11 protein-coding genes are annotated in these 13230 nt (G+C 72.3%); 4 read left to right on the forward strand and 7 right to left on the reverse strand.

Annotated features, from left to right (window positions below; all coding sequences use genetic code 11):
* Positions 1-40 precede the first annotated feature (40 nt).
* Positions 41-1360, forward strand: a complete 1320-nt coding sequence (locus tag RBJ77_RS46845) for a M64 family metallopeptidase (RefSeq protein ID WP_372350551.1) — start codon at positions 41-43, stop codon at positions 1358-1360.
* Positions 1361-1370: 10 nt separating this feature from the next.
* On the opposite strand, the gene RBJ77_RS46850 is transcribed toward RBJ77_RS46845, so the two are convergent.
* Entirely contained in the window at positions 1371-2705 is a 1335-nt protein-coding gene (locus tag RBJ77_RS46850) for a hypothetical protein (protein WP_372350552.1), read from the reverse strand.
* A gap of 163 nt (positions 2706-2868) precedes the next feature.
* On the opposite strand from RBJ77_RS46850, the gene RBJ77_RS46855 reads away from it, so the two are divergent.
* Positions 2869-4977 (forward strand): MMPL family transporter, encoded by a 2109-nt coding sequence (locus tag RBJ77_RS46855; protein WP_372350553.1) that lies wholly within the window; start codon positions 2869-2871, stop codon positions 4975-4977.
* Between the two features lie 205 nt (positions 4978-5182).
* Here RBJ77_RS46855 and RBJ77_RS46860 read toward each other — a convergent pair whose 3' ends face one another.
* The 6 genes from RBJ77_RS46860 to RBJ77_RS46885 form a co-directional block, all read right to left on the reverse strand.
* Entirely contained in the window at positions 5183-5977 is a 795-nt protein-coding gene (locus RBJ77_RS46860; protein ID WP_372350554.1) for an SDR family oxidoreductase, read from the reverse strand.
* Positions 5974-7638 (reverse strand): FAD-binding dehydrogenase, encoded by a 1665-nt coding sequence (locus RBJ77_RS46865; RefSeq protein ID WP_372350555.1) that lies wholly within the window; start codon positions 7636-7638, stop codon positions 5974-5976. Before RBJ77_RS46865 ends, RBJ77_RS46860 begins: the two co-directional genes overlap by 4 nt.
* A complete protein-coding gene (locus tag RBJ77_RS46870; RefSeq protein ID WP_372350556.1) occupies positions 7635-8243 on the reverse strand; it encodes a TetR/AcrR family transcriptional regulator in 609 nt (202 codons plus the stop codon). The genes RBJ77_RS46865 and RBJ77_RS46870 overlap by 4 nt, the downstream gene beginning before the upstream one ends.
* A gap of 79 nt (positions 8244-8322) precedes the next feature.
* Positions 8323-8907 carry a TMEM165/GDT1 family protein gene (locus RBJ77_RS46875; protein WP_372350557.1) on the reverse strand — a complete coding sequence of 195 codons (585 nt, stop codon included), beginning with the start codon at positions 8905-8907 and terminating at the stop codon, positions 8323-8325.
* A gap of 185 nt (positions 8908-9092) precedes the next feature.
* Positions 9093-10517, reverse strand: a complete 1425-nt coding sequence (locus RBJ77_RS46880) for an FG-GAP repeat domain-containing protein (RefSeq protein ID WP_372350558.1) — start codon at positions 10515-10517, stop codon at positions 9093-9095.
* Positions 10518-10596: 79 nt separating this feature from the next.
* Positions 10597-11475: an RNA polymerase sigma-70 factor gene (locus tag RBJ77_RS46885; RefSeq protein ID WP_372350559.1), complete on the reverse strand. Its 879-nt coding sequence runs from the start codon at positions 11473-11475 to the stop codon at positions 10597-10599.
* A gap of 199 nt (positions 11476-11674) precedes the next feature.
* Here RBJ77_RS46885 and RBJ77_RS46890 point away from each other — a divergent pair, with 199 nt between their 5' ends.
* Both RBJ77_RS46890 and RBJ77_RS46895 read left to right on the forward strand, forming a co-directional pair.
* Complete coding sequence (locus tag RBJ77_RS46890) at positions 11675-12148, forward strand: carboxymuconolactone decarboxylase family protein (protein WP_372350584.1); 474 nt, start codon at positions 11675-11677, stop codon at positions 12146-12148.
* A gap of 119 nt (positions 12149-12267) precedes the next feature.
* Positions 12268-13194, forward strand: a complete 927-nt coding sequence (locus tag RBJ77_RS46895) for a hypothetical protein (RefSeq protein WP_372350560.1) — start codon at positions 12268-12270, stop codon at positions 13192-13194.
* The last annotated feature ends 36 nt before the right edge of the window (positions 13195-13230 follow it).

Below are 13230 nucleotides of genomic sequence, written 5' to 3' on the forward strand. Positions count from 1 at the left end.
AGTTAAGTCCGCTTAACCGTCAACTTACTGCGAGGTACCCGTGCGCGTCCGCACACCCTTGTTCACCGCCATAGCCGCGGGCTCCCTCGCGATCGCCGCACTCGGCGCCGCGGGCTCCGCGACCCACGCGGCCGCCGACGAGGGCAGGCGCACGGTCGAGTACTTCCCCGACTCCCGCGGCGAGGGCCGGCACACCCAGGTGCCCGCCGCCGTACCGGCGAAGATCGCCCGCGCCAAGGAGGCCCCGGCGAAGACGCCCGGCGCCACCATCGTCACCCCGCTCCAGCGGACCGGCCCCTCCGACGGCCGCCTCGACCTGGTGATCATCGGCGACGGCTACACCGCGGACCAGCAGGCCGACTTCCAGGCGGACGCCCGGTCCAAGCTGGACGCGATCTTCGCCATCGAGCCGTACAAGAGCTACCAGGGCCTCTTCAACTTCTGGCTGGTGGACGCCGTCTCGAACGAATCGGGCGTCTCCGGCGACCCGACCGAGGACGTCGTCAAGGACACCGCCGTCAGCAGCTACTTCTTCTGCGACGACATCGAGCGGCTGGTCTGCGTCGACGAGAAGAAGGTCGACGCGTACGCCCAGCAGGCCCCGGACTCCGACATCGTCTTCGTCGTCTCGAACTCCACCAAGTACGGCGGCGCGGGCTACAGCGGACTGACCTCCACCGCCGGACACACGGGCATCGCCACCATGTCGTCCGACAACGACCGCTCGTACCTGATAGGCGCCCACGAACTCGGCCACTCCATAGGCCTGTTGGCGGACGAGTACCAGTACGCGGGCTACGGCACCTACCCGGGCCCCGAGCCCGTCGAGCCCAACACGACGCAGCAGACCGCCGAGGGCATGCTGAACACGAAGACCAAGTGGTACCGCTGGCTCGGCGAGAGCGACCCGTCGGGCGGCACCGTCGGCGCGTACGAGGGCGGCGGCTACTACGAGTACGGCATCTACCGGCCCACCCAGAACAACATCATGCGGGCCCTGGACACCGACAAGTTCAACCTCCCCGGCCGGGAGGCGATGATCGCCGGCTTCTACCGCGACGCCGACCTGCTCACCGCCCGCACCGCCACGAACCGCACCCTGCGCGCGACCGACGTGCTCCGCGTCGACCTCGCGCCGCTGAGCCGCGACGGGCTGTCCGACGTGTCCGTGTCCTGGTCCGTGGACGGCGTCGAGGTGCCGTCCGCGCAGGGCCGGAAGGTCCTGAACGCCACGGCGCTGGGGGTCAGGAAGGGCACGCACAAGGTGACCGCGACGGCCGTCGACCGCAGCGCGGCGCTGCGCGACCCGGCGATCCGCGAGGCGGCCTCGAACAGCGTGACGTGGACGGTCTCCCGCTAGGGCCCGCCCGCTACGTCGTCGACGTGACCACGAAGACCACCGCGGTCACCGCGAACAGCAGCAGACACGTCACGGGCCAGTACAGCAGCCGGGCCGCGGTGTTGCCCCGCCAGTCCACGAGGCGGATCCGTCTCTCCGCGGTGTGCTCCACCGCGTTCAGCGCCACCAGGCCGATGACCAGGTACAGGATGAAGTAGAAGTACTCGGCGTAGACCACGCCGCCGGACCCTGTGTCGGACCGCAGCGAGCTGTGCTGCACCGACACCACCAGCATCATCGAGCCGCAGAACCCGATCACGGCCCAGGTGCTGAAGCCGGACAGCGAGCGCCGGTCGGAGTCCTTCGTGACCACGAACAGGGAGGCGAAGACCAGCATCGCGATCACGGCGAGCGGGACCAGCCGGTTGAGCAGCGGGCTGAGGAACGCGCGGGTCACGCCGATCGAGTACGTGAGCTGCGGGATCTTGTTGTCGACCGCGAGGCCGGGGCGCCCGTAGTTGGTGTGCGCGGTGCCGTGCCCGACGCTGAACGTGGAGAACTGCTGCTGCCAGTCGCCGCTGACCAGGTCGTGGTAGACGCCGTAGCCGTCGTGGGTCTGCCACGGCGGGTACGCGGCGAAGTCCGGGACCAGGGTGTTCACCGCGGAGTGCTGGGGCCACATCGTCAGCCACACCACCTGGCGGTCCAGCGGGTAGTTGCTGTAGTCGAAGTACTCCCGGACCGTGGTGTTCAGCTTCCAGCCGACGACTTCCTTGCCGCCCGGCGCCGGGTCCCGGTAGATCTCCTCGCCGACGCCGCCCTCGACCGCGTTCGGCAGGTCGATCTCCGCGTCCTCGGCGTGGTCCTTGGGCAGCCGCTGCCAGATGTAGCCGGTGAGCTTCACGTTGTTGCTGCTCGTGTACTGCATCGTCTCGATCATCACGCCGGTCGGGATCGCCGTACGGCCGGCCGCGAGACCCTGCTGGACCAGCGCCTTCTCGGCCTGCGCCGACGTGGACACGGCCGTGCCGGGGATCGAGTGCAGCTGGTCGTCGACGGACACGCACACCCAGATCAGCACCGTGGCGGCCAGGCACACCAGGCTGACGATGCCGCTCATCAGGGCGAGCGAGCGGGGCCGGTCGGCCGTCGGCCACAGCAGCGCGGCCGCGAGCAGGCACAGGCCCGCGACGCCGCACAGCAGGGCCAGGGTCGAGCGCAGCCCCGTCCCCAGGAGGTCCTGCATGGGGTGGTCCATGGTCGCCGTCGAGACGACGGCGACCACGAGGAGCACCACGGCCAGCACGGCCACGACGGTCCTGGGCCGCCCCCAGGAGGGTCGGCCACCGGGCGGTTCGTGGGTCATCGCTCTCCCGGACACGATCGGTTGCACGGTCGGCGGACAGGCGGTTCCCAGCATCCGGTGCCCGCACGGAACGCGCACGTCGGGACGGTCCCGAGTGGCAGGTCAGCGGGGTGCGGGTGAGGCTGACTGGGTGACCCGGGGGCGGCGACGGGAGGCATGAGGGATGTTCGCAGCACTCGGTCGGTTCGTGGTCCGCAGGCCCTGGTGGGTGATCCTCGGCTGGGTCGTGGTGGCCGCGGCGGTGATCTCGCTCGCGCCGAAGCTGACGTCCAGCAGCGACGAGGCCAGCTTCCTGCCCGACACCTACGAGTCCATCAAGGCGTCCGACATCCAGGAGTCGGAGTTCCCGCAGCAGCAGAACATCGGCGCGGTCATCGTCTTCCAGCGCTCCGACGGCGAGCGGCTGACCGTCGCGGACTCGGCCGACGTGGTGCGCGTGTCGCGGGAGCTGGCGGCCAAGGACATTCCGAAGGTGGAGGCCGTCGTCCCCGGCAAGCCGTCGCCCAACGGCCTGGTCCAGACGTCGATGGTCGCCATGCCCAAGCTCACCGACCCCGCCGACACCTCCGAGCAGGACGCGGTCAAGACGCTCCGCACCGACCTCCAGCAGGAGGTCGAGGGCACGGACCTGAAGGCCGGCATCACCGGATCCGCGGCGACCGCGCTCGACGAGTCGGAGGCGTCCGAGCGGGCCGGCCTGCTCGTCGGCGTCGGCACGATCGTCATCATCGTCGTGCTGCTCCTGATCATCTTCCGCAGCCCGATCATCGCGCTGCTCCCCGTCGTCCTGATCGGCCTCATCTCCCCGCTGGCCACCGGCCTGATCGCGTCCGCCAACAAGGCGTTCGACATGAAGGCGGACTCGTCGATCCAGGAACTCCTCACCGTCGTCCTGTTCGGCGTCGGCACGGACTACATCCTGTTCCTGCTCTTCCGGTACCGGGAGGCACTACGGGCGGGCGAGGATCCCAAACAGGGCATGGTGCACGCCGTGGAACGGGTCGGCGAAGCCATCACCTCGGCGGCCGGCGCGGTCATCGTCGCCTTCGCGGCGCTGGCGCTCTCCACGCTCGGCATGCTCAAGTCGATGGGCCCGGCGCTCGCCATCGCCGTGTTCGTGACGCTGTGCGCGGGCCTGACCCTGGTCCCCGCGGTCGTCTCGCTCCTCGGCACCAAGGTCTTCTGGCCGTCCAGGTCCTGGCAGCGCGAGCCGCAGGGCACCGGCTTCGCCCGGCTGGGCGGGGCCATCGCCCGCCGCCCCGCCGTCTGGGCCGTGCTGTCGGCGCTCGTCATGGCCGTCCTCGCCCTCGGCGCCCTCGGCTACCGGGCCAACTTCGACCTCGCGACGTCCTCGCTGCCCAGGACGAAGGAGTCGATGGTCGCGCTGGAGAGCCTGGAGAAGGGCTTCCCCGCGGGCACCACCGACCCGACGAGCGTGTATCTGACCTCGACGTCGGAGACGCCCCTGACCCCGCGGCAGACGGCCGCGTTCCGCGCGTCCCTCGCGGACGTCGACGGGGTCGGCACGGTCGGCGCCGCCACGCTCAGCACGAACGGCACCGCCGCGGCGTACAGCGTCGTCCTGGACGATCCGCCGGCCTCCGAGGCGGCGATGGCCACCGTCAAGGACGACCTGCGCCCGGCCGCCCACTCGGCCGCCCCCGAGGGCACCGAAGCGGCGGTCGGCGGGATCACCGCGGTCTACGTCGACATCAACAAGGCGGTCGACCGCGACTACTCGGTGGTCTTCCCCGTCGCCGCGCTCTGCATCATGGTCATCCTCGGCCTGCTGCTGCGCAGCCTGGTCGCGCCCTGGTACCTGATGGTGTCGGTGGCGCTCGGCTTCGGCGCGACGCTCGGCGCGACGTCGTTCCTCTTCACCCGGATCGGCAGCCAGCCGGGCCTGATGTTCATGCTGCCGGTGATCATGTACTTGTTCGTGGTCGCGCTCGGCACGGACTACAACATCCTGATGGTGTCCCGGCTCCGCGAGGAGGCCAGGGCCGGGCGGGATCCGCACGACGCGGCGGGTACGGCGGTGCGGCACTCGGGCCCGACGATCGCCTCGGCGGGCGTGATCCTCGCGGGTACGTTCGCCACGCTGATGCTGGCCGGCAACTCCACGCTCTCCCAGATGGGGTTCGCGCTCTCCTTCGGCATCGTGATCGCGGCGTTCGTGATGGCGATGGTCTTCACCCCCGCCCTGACGGCCCTCATCGGCCACGCGGCCTGGTGGCCCGGCCACGGCGACCGCAAGCCTCCGGCGGAGTAGGGGCGTTCGTGCGCGGGTGCGTGGGGCTGGTCGCGCAGTTCCCCGCGCCCCTGAAGGCATGCGCTGGCGCGCAGCCTTCCCCCGTCGGGGAGATGTCGCACCGAAGGTGCGCATCTCAGGGGCGCGGGGAACTGCGCGAGAAGCCCCACCGGCCCGCACCCGCCGACGAACCCGGAACCCGCAACGGCGGAACGGCGACCCCGGACTACCGCAGCCCGTGCCGACGAGCCACCATGCGCTCACTCGCCCCCCGCGTCAGCACCCGCCGCAGAGCGAAGACGAACGGCGCCCCGCTCCCCACCGCGTAGAACGGCCGCAGCCGCCCCGCCTCGATCGCCACGACCACCTTCGCCGCGACCTTCTCGGCAGAGATCCCCTTCGCCTCATTGGAGTTGAGCGCCGCGAGCATCGTGTCGTAGGCACTCCGGAAGGGCGAGTCGGCGGCCACGTACTGCGTGCGCCGCTCACTGATCCCGGTGGCGATGGACCCCGGCTCCACCGTCGTGATGCCGACCCCGTACGGCGCGTACTCCCGCCGCGCCGCACTCGCGAACCCCTTGATCGCCGCCTTCGACGCGACGTACGACGACCGGTACGCGAGCGGGAAGCTGGCCAGCATCGACCCGATCATCACCACCCGCCCGCGCCCCCGCGCCCGCATCCCCGGCAGCACCAGCTGACTCAGCCGCACCGCCCCGAACACGTTCAGCTGGAACAGCCGCCGGATCGCGTCCATCGGCAGCTCCTCGAACGGCCCGCTCTGCGACTCGCCCGCGTTGTTCACGAGCACGTCCACCTCGCCCGCCGCCGCGGCACACGCCTCGATGCTCGCCTCGTCGGACAGGTCGAGCGCGAGGTACGTCACCCCGGCCACCGGCGCGTTGACCTTCTCCGGGTTCCGGCTCGTGCCGTACACCCGGTACCCGCGCCGCACCAGCGCCGCCGCCACGGCGGCCCCGATCCCCGAGGAGGCGCCGGTGACCAGCGCCGTGCCCGTCACGCCAGGCTCCTGGCGAGCGCGCGGCCCGCGGCCCGGCCGGAGAAGATGCAGCCGCCGAGGAAGGTGCCCTCCAGGGCGTTGTAGCCGTGCACGCCGCCGCCGCCGAACCCGGCTACCTCCCCGGCCGCGTAGAGCCCGTCGAAGACCGAACCGTCGGACCGCACGACCTGCGAGTCGAGCGTGGTCTCCAGACCGCCGAGCGTCTTGCGCGTCAGCACGTGCAGCCGCACGGCGATCAGCGGGCCCTGCGCCGGGTCGAGCAGCCGGTGCGGCTTGGCGACGCGGGTGAGGCGGTCGGGGAAGTACGACCGGGCGTTGCGCACGGCCATCAGCTGCATGTCCTTGGAGTAGCCGTTCTCGATCTCCCGGTCACGGGCGACGATCTCGCGCTCGACCTGCTCGTAGGAGAGCGGGGTGTCGGGCGTCAGCTTGTTCATCCCGGCGACGAGGTCGCGCAGGGTGCGCCGGACGACGAAGTCCTCGCCCCGGTCGAGGAACGCCTGGATCGGGCCCGGCGCGCCCTTCTTCACCCGCTGGAGCACCAGCTTCAGGTCCTTGCCGGTGATGTCGGGGTTCTGCTCGCTGCCGGAGAGCGCGAACTCCTTCTCCACGATGGCCCGGGTCAGCACGAACCACGTGTGGTCGTGCCCGCCCGCGGTGATGTGCTTCAGCGTGGCGAGGGTGTCGTGGCCGGGGAACAGCGGCGCGGGCAGCCGCCTGCCCTCGGCGTCCAGCCACAGCGACGACGGGCCGGGGATGATCCGGATGCCGTGGCCCGGCCAGATCGGGTCCCAGTTCTTGAGGCCCTCCGTGTAGTGCCACATGCGGTCGCGGTTGACGACGGAGGCGCCCGCGCCCTCGGTGATCTCGATCATCCGCCCGTCGACGTACGCGGGCACGCCCGTGACCATCGACCCGGGAGCGGCGCCCATCCGGTCGACGGGCCAGTTCTTCCTGACCAGTTCGTGGTTGCCGCCGATCCCGCCGGACGTGACGACGACGGCCTGCGCCCGCAGTTCGAAGTCGCCGACGGTCTCGCGCGAGGAGGCGACGCCGCGGGCCTCGTCCGACGGCGCGAGGAGCGAGCCGCGCACGCCGACCGCGGCCCCGTCCTCGACGATCAACTCGTCCACCTGGTGGCGGTACTTGAACGTGACGAGCCCGCGCGAGGCGGCCTCCAGGACGGGCTCGCGGAAGACGCGCACGACCTCCGGGCCCGTGCCCCACGTGATGTGGAAGCGCGGCACGGAGTTCCCGTGCCCGGTCGCGGTCCCCGAGCCGCGCTCGGCCCACCCCACGTTCGGGGTGACCTTCAGCCCGAGCCCGTACAGGTAGTCGCGCTTCTCGCCGGCCGCGAACTGCACGTACGCCTCGGCCCACTTGCGCGGCCAGCGGTCCTCGGTCTCGCGGTCGAAGCCGGCGGAGCCGAGCCAGTCGGCGAGGGCCAGCTCGTAGCTGTCCTTGATGCCCATCCGCCGCTGCTCGGGGCTGTCGACGAGGAAGAGACCGCCGAGCGACCAGAACGCCTGGCCCCCGAGGTTCGCCTCGTTCTCCTGGTCGACGAGCACCACTCGCCTGCCCGCGCGGGTGAGTTCGTACGTGGCGACGAGCCCGGCGAGCCCGGCCCCCACGACGATGACATCGGCACTGGCGTCACTCACGAGATCTCCCTCGGTGTGCTGTAGGCGCTGAGTACGTTCATGAAGAGGGCCTGCCGGCGCGTCCGGGCGCCCTCGTCCTCGGGCTGGAGCAGTACCTGCACGGCGGTCCCGTCGTGCACGGCCACCAGCGCGTCGCCCAGCGCGCGCTCGTCGGTGACCTGCCGCCCGAGCCGCCCCAGGGCGGTCACGAACACCGGCAGGATCGCGTCCCTGATCGCTTCCTCGCGGGCCGCCACCACCCGGCGCAGGCCCGGGGTGCGCAGCGCGTGCGCGGTGAACTCGGCGGTGATGCGGTACCAGGCGTCGTCCACGGGCGTCGCGTCGATCGCGGCCCGTACGGCGGCCTCGGGGTCGTCCGGATCGATACCGGCGAGAGCATCCCGCACATCGTCGAGCATCCGCGCCGAGCGCTCCTCCCACAAGGCGAGAAACAGCTCGTCCAGGGAGGAGAAGTTCGAGTAGAAAGCGCCGCGCGTGAACCCGGCGCGGTCGCAGACCTGCTCGACGGTGGAGCGGCCGAAGCCCTCCTCGGCGAACACGTGCAGGGCCGCGTCGAGCAGCCGCTGGCGGGTGCGCGCCCGCCTCTTGGTGACGGTGGCCGCCATCCTCGCCTCCCCGGTCGGATACAGGAACGTATTCGATACATTCCTGTATCCACAAGGGGTGTGCGGCTCAGCCGACCGGTCAGGCGAAGATCTCCACGAACGACCACACGGCGAGCGCCAGCATGCACACGCCACCGATGCGCTGCACGGTCTTCAGCGGCACCTTCTTGGCGATGAAACGGCCCGCGACCAGGGCGAGTCCGGAGACCGAGATCAGCGCGAGGAACGAGCCGATGGCGGTCGACCAGGAGCCGTTGGTGGCGGCCAGGTTGGCGGTGGTGATCTGGGTGAGGTCGCCCCACTCACCGATGAAGACGGCCATGAAGGCGGTGCCGAACACCGGCCAGAAACCGGTGACGATCTTGGCGCCCGCCGCGTCCTCGTCCCCGTCGTCGTCCCCGCCGCGCAGCAGCATGAAGGCGCCGAACAGGAACAGCAGCCCGGAGACCAGCTTCACGATCCAGCCCGGCAGCAGACCGAGCAGGGAGCCGGCGCCGACGGCGATCGCGACGTGCACCGCGAACGCCGCGGACGTGCCGAACCACACGTAGAGGGGCTTCATCCGGGTGCCCATGGCCAGGGAGGCGAACATGGTCTTGTCCGGGAGTTCGGCGAGGAAGATCAGGCCGAAGGCGGTGACGATCGCCACGGGATCGAGATGCATCGGGGGTCTCTCTGTACGGGCCGTAGCCGGACCCGAGTACCCGCCCGCTCCGGGGACCACTCGACCCGGCAGCGGCACATGGGCAGGCTGCCTGGTCGAAGGTCTCGCCCGCCCACGCCGTCTCCGGCCGGGCCCGGCCACCGGGAACCCGGGGGTTCCAGTGTGTCGACGACCGGTTCGCGGGGCTACTCCCCTTCGCTTGCGTGTTCCAGGGTAGCAGCGGGCAGCACGAAGCCCTTCTGGCCGGCGAGGTCCCCGATCACCCACCACTGGGCCGGAGCCGACTTGTAGCCCCAGGAAATGACGACCTGGCCGCTGCCCCCGGGGCCGTAGCTGCCGCCGGCCGACACCCACACGCGCCGGTCGTACGGCTTCAGCTTCCGGCCCGCGTACCGCTCGGGACCGGAGACATCGAGCGTGCGGATCTCGCCGCCGGGCCCGTCGTCCGTGCCGCGCAGCACCACGACGCCCCTCAGGTCAGCGGGCATGATCGCATCGAGGTCCGAGGCGTACTGGGTGATCAGCTCGGCCTTCCCGTCGTCGTCCAGATCGGCCGCGGCCAGCCGCAGGCCGAGCCCGTCGGAGCCCGGGACGGCGCGGGTGGCCGGCTCGTCGAACGAGCCGCGGGCGCCGTGGGCCACGACGATCGGGGCGAGGTCGACCCGCCCGCCGCCGCCGTCGTCCTCGGTGTTGCGGCTGCCGTCGTCACCGACGGCGAGGTCGTCCAGGCCGTCGCCGTCGAAGTCACCGGCGGTGACGGCGGAGCCGAGGGGCAGTGTGTGCTCGGCGGCCGGGAAGCGGCCGCCGGCCTGCCGGGCCCCGAACATGAGCACGGACCTCACCTGTTCGCCGTCCGAGTCGGGGGTGGCGACCAGGTCGGTGGCGGCGTCGCCGTTCACATCGGCGGCGATGAGCCTGCTGACGTTGCCGTAGCTGCCGGGCGGCAGCTGGTACGAGGTGTCGGTGCGGGCCGCCGCGCCGTCGCGGCCGAACGGTCCGTAGCGGACCTCGATGCGGCGGGACGAGCCCTCCGCGTCGTCGACCGCCCGGAGCGCCAGGTCCGTGTGGCCGTCGCCGTCGAAGTCGCCCGCCGTGACGGCGGCGCTGAGGAAGTCCCGGCCGCCGGGCTCGGGCAGCGGGGTGGCGGCGGCCGCCGGGTCCGGGCCGCCGGGGCCGCCCCAGACGATGCCGGGCGCGGTGCGGGGCGTGACGACGAGGTCCGCGTAGCCGTCGCCGTCCAGGTCACCGGTGCTGCGGGGGGCCGGGCCCGCGTCGGTGAAGACGGTCCGGGTGGCCGGGTCGAGGCCGTCCTTCGAGCCGTAGACCACGGCGAACGCCCCCATGCCGTTCTGCCCGGTCGACAGCAGCAGGTCGCCGTACCCGTCGCCGTTCAGGTCGGAGCCCAGCTTGCTGCCGTCGCCGCGGGGGACGGGCGCGGTGGCGCCCTTCCAGACGGGGAGCGCGGCGGGCGACGCGGTGGGTTTTCCGCTGGGGCGGGCGTCGCCGCCCCCGCCGCTCTCGGCCCCGCAGCCGGTGACCAGCGCACCGCAGCACAACAGCCCGGCGGTGGCGACGGCGGCGCGGGGAACGGCTCGGCCCAAGAGGATCATGGCCCCACCCCACACCGGCCGCCGCCCCGTGACCAGCTCCGCCCGTGCTTCGTACCGGGACCGTTACCCGGCCGGGAGCTCAGCGGCCGACCGGGTTCTCCCGCTCGACGCGGGACAGCTTCTCCGGGTTGCGGACGGCGTACAGGCCGGTGATCAGGCCGTCGTCGATGCGCATCGCGATGACGGTGTCGACCTCGCCGCCCCGGCGGACGAGCAGCGCCGGGTCGCCGTTGATCAGCGTCGGGTGCAGCGTCGTCGAGGCGATGTTGCCCAGCACCTCCGCCACGAGCCCGGCTCCCACGACGGGTGCGAGCGCCGCCCGGACGACCCCGCCGCCGTCGGTCAGCAGCACGACGTCCGGCGCGAGGACGTCCAGCAGTCCCTGCAGGTCGCCGGTCTCGACCGCGCCGCGGAACGCCGCCACGGTGCGCCGGTTCTCGGCGGCGGACACCGACCCGCGCGGGCGGCGCGCGGCGACGTGGGCGCGCGCCCGGTGGGCGATCTGGCGCACGGCGGCCTGGGTCTTGTCGACGGCCTCGGCGATCTCCGCGTAGTCGAGCGCGAACACCTCGCGCAGCACGAACACGGCCCGCTCGGCCGGCGCCAGCGTCTCCAGGACCAGCAGCATCGCCATCGAGACGCTGTCCGCCAGCTCGACGTCCTCGGCGACGTCCGGCGAGGTCAGCAGCGGTTCGGGCAGCCAGGGCCCGACGTAGGACTCCTTGCGGCGGCCGAGCGTGCGCAGGTGCATCAGCGCCTGCCGGGTGACGATCCTGACCAGGTACGCGCGCTGCTCCCGCACCGCGGCGTGGTCGACGCCCACCCAGCGCAGCCAGGCCTCCTGGAGGACGTCCTCGGCGTCGGCGGCCGAGCCGAGCATCTCGTAGGCGACGGTGAACAGCAGATTGCGGTGGGCGACGAACGCCTCGGTCGGTGTCCGTCCGGTCCCGTCGGTCATGTCCGGTCAGCTCCTGCCTGCTCGCCCTGCCCTGCGCGGTCGCACACGAGATGCCGCCCGCCCCCGTCCTGTGACACCCGCCCGCGGTGGCGTACGTCACACGGCAGCCCGGTCACAGGACCGCGCCCACCGGCATCTCGTGTTCGTCAGTCACCCACCACCGAGCACGACCTGCCCCGAGGAGGGCCGCATCATGACTGTGGAACCCCGTTTCAACCTGCTCGCCGACAGCCCGACCGCCGCGAAGATCGCCAAGCGCTTCTACAACGTCTCGCTGGCGCTGGACGACTCCGATCTCCCGAAGTCCCTGCGGGAACTGGTGGAGTTGAGGGTCGGCCAGCTCAACGGCTGCGGCTTCTGCGTGGACATCCACACCAAGGAGGCCGCGGCCGCGGGCGAGAGCGCGCTGCGCATCAACCTGGTGGCGGCCTGGCGCCACACCACCGTCTTCACGGCGGCCGAGCGGGCCGCACTGGCGCTCGCCGAGGAGGGCACCCGCCTCGGCGACCACGGCGTCTCCGACGAGACCTGGGCCGAGGTCCGCAAGCACTTCGACGACGACCGGACCGGGGCGCTGGTCTGCCTGGTCTCCCTGATCAACGCGGCCACCCGGATGAACGTGATCGTCCACAACCCCGGGGGTTCGTACGAGCCGGGGATGTTCGCGGCCTGACGAGCCGGTGATCGAACCCGATAGCGTCCCTCCCCGTACGTGAACGTGACGGCCGGGGAGGGACGTTGACGAGTACGACGAGCAGCGGCAATGGGCACGAGGGACTGTGTCCGGTCGTGATGCTGCTGCCACAGGGACCGGTGAACGACGCGGGGGCGGCCCTGGCCGCCGCCCGCGACCGGCTCGCCGGTCTGCAACCGGGCGGACTGCGGTGGACGGGGATCGGGCAGGTGCTGCGCCACCTGTTCACGCACGGGTACGAGGAGCGGCCCCCCACCGCCGCGCTGATAGCGGAGCTGATGCCGGACGTGCGGGACACGGCCGAGGCCCAGCTCGCCGGCTACCGCGCCGACTGGACCACCGACCCCACGGCCCGCGCCTGGGCCCCGCTCGGCCACACCGACCACCCCGAGCAGGGCCGCACGGCCACCTTGATCGCACTGGCGCTGCTCGACCCGGCGGCGCACGGGGCGGCCGCGCGGGAGGCGTTCCGCACGGCGGGCGCGCTCGCGGTCGGGCTCTGCGCCGCCGGGTACGCGCTGCTCGGCCCGGCGGAGCGCGCCGAGGCCGTCGACCGGCTGCGCACGGTGGCCGCGACCGACCGCGGCGGCGCGGCCCTCACCCTCGTACGGGCGCTGCTCGCGCTGGGCTGCGACGCGGAGACCGCCGACGTCGTACGGGACCTGGCGGACCGCGGCGTCCCGGTCCGGCTGCCGGCCGACGCACTGACGGCGGCGCCCGCCCGGGCCCGGGCGGCCCTCGTCGACAGCGCGCTGCGCGACCTGCTCGCCGACCCGGCCCGCAACCTCGCGGACCTGGACCGGACGGCCGACGACGTCGTGTCGGAGGTGCTGGCCTGCGGCCCCGACCACCACGACCAAGTCCGCGACGCCCTGCGGACGTTGGTCTCCGACGCCACCCGCACCCCCGACCTCCGCTGGCGTGCCGCCACCCGCCTCGCCCGCGTCTCCCCGGACGAGGAAGCGGCGGCGTACGCCTATCTGGAGGGCGTGGGGGTGCCCGGCACCCGAAGACCGGGCCCGTAGCGGCCGGACCCCGCCGGCCCGGTACGGTCCGGCGGG

The organism is Streptomyces sp. KL116D (genome assembly GCF_030766975.1).
GTDB lineage: Bacteria > Actinomycetota > Actinomycetes > Streptomycetales > Streptomycetaceae > Streptomyces > Streptomyces longispororuber_A.

What these genes read in the sequence shown, in the direction of transcription:
- RBJ77_RS46850 (WP_372350552.1), bottom strand. Translation starts at nt 2,705, where the DNA reads ATGACCCACGAACCGCCCGGTGGCCGACCCTCCTGGGGGCGGCCCAGG.
- RBJ77_RS46855 (WP_372350553.1), top strand. Translation starts at nt 2,869, where the DNA reads ATGTTCGCAGCACTCGGTCGGTTCGTGGTCCGCAGGCCCTGGTGGGTG.
- RBJ77_RS46870 (WP_372350556.1), bottom strand. Translation starts at nt 8,243, where the DNA reads ATGGCGGCCACCGTCACCAAGAGGCGGGCGCGCACCCGCCAGCGGCTG.
- RBJ77_RS46875 (WP_372350557.1), bottom strand. Translation starts at nt 8,907, where the DNA reads ATGCATCTCGATCCCGTGGCGATCGTCACCGCCTTCGGCCTGATCTTC.
- RBJ77_RS46880 (WP_372350558.1), bottom strand. Translation starts at nt 10,517, where the DNA reads ATGATCCTCTTGGGCCGAGCCGTTCCCCGCGCCGCCGTCGCCACCGCC.
- RBJ77_RS46885 (WP_372350559.1), bottom strand. Translation starts at nt 11,475, where the DNA reads ATGACCGACGGGACCGGACGGACACCGACCGAGGCGTTCGTCGCCCAC.
- RBJ77_RS46895 (WP_372350560.1), top strand. Translation starts at nt 12,268, where the DNA reads ATGCTGCTGCCACAGGGACCGGTGAACGACGCGGGGGCGGCCCTGGCC.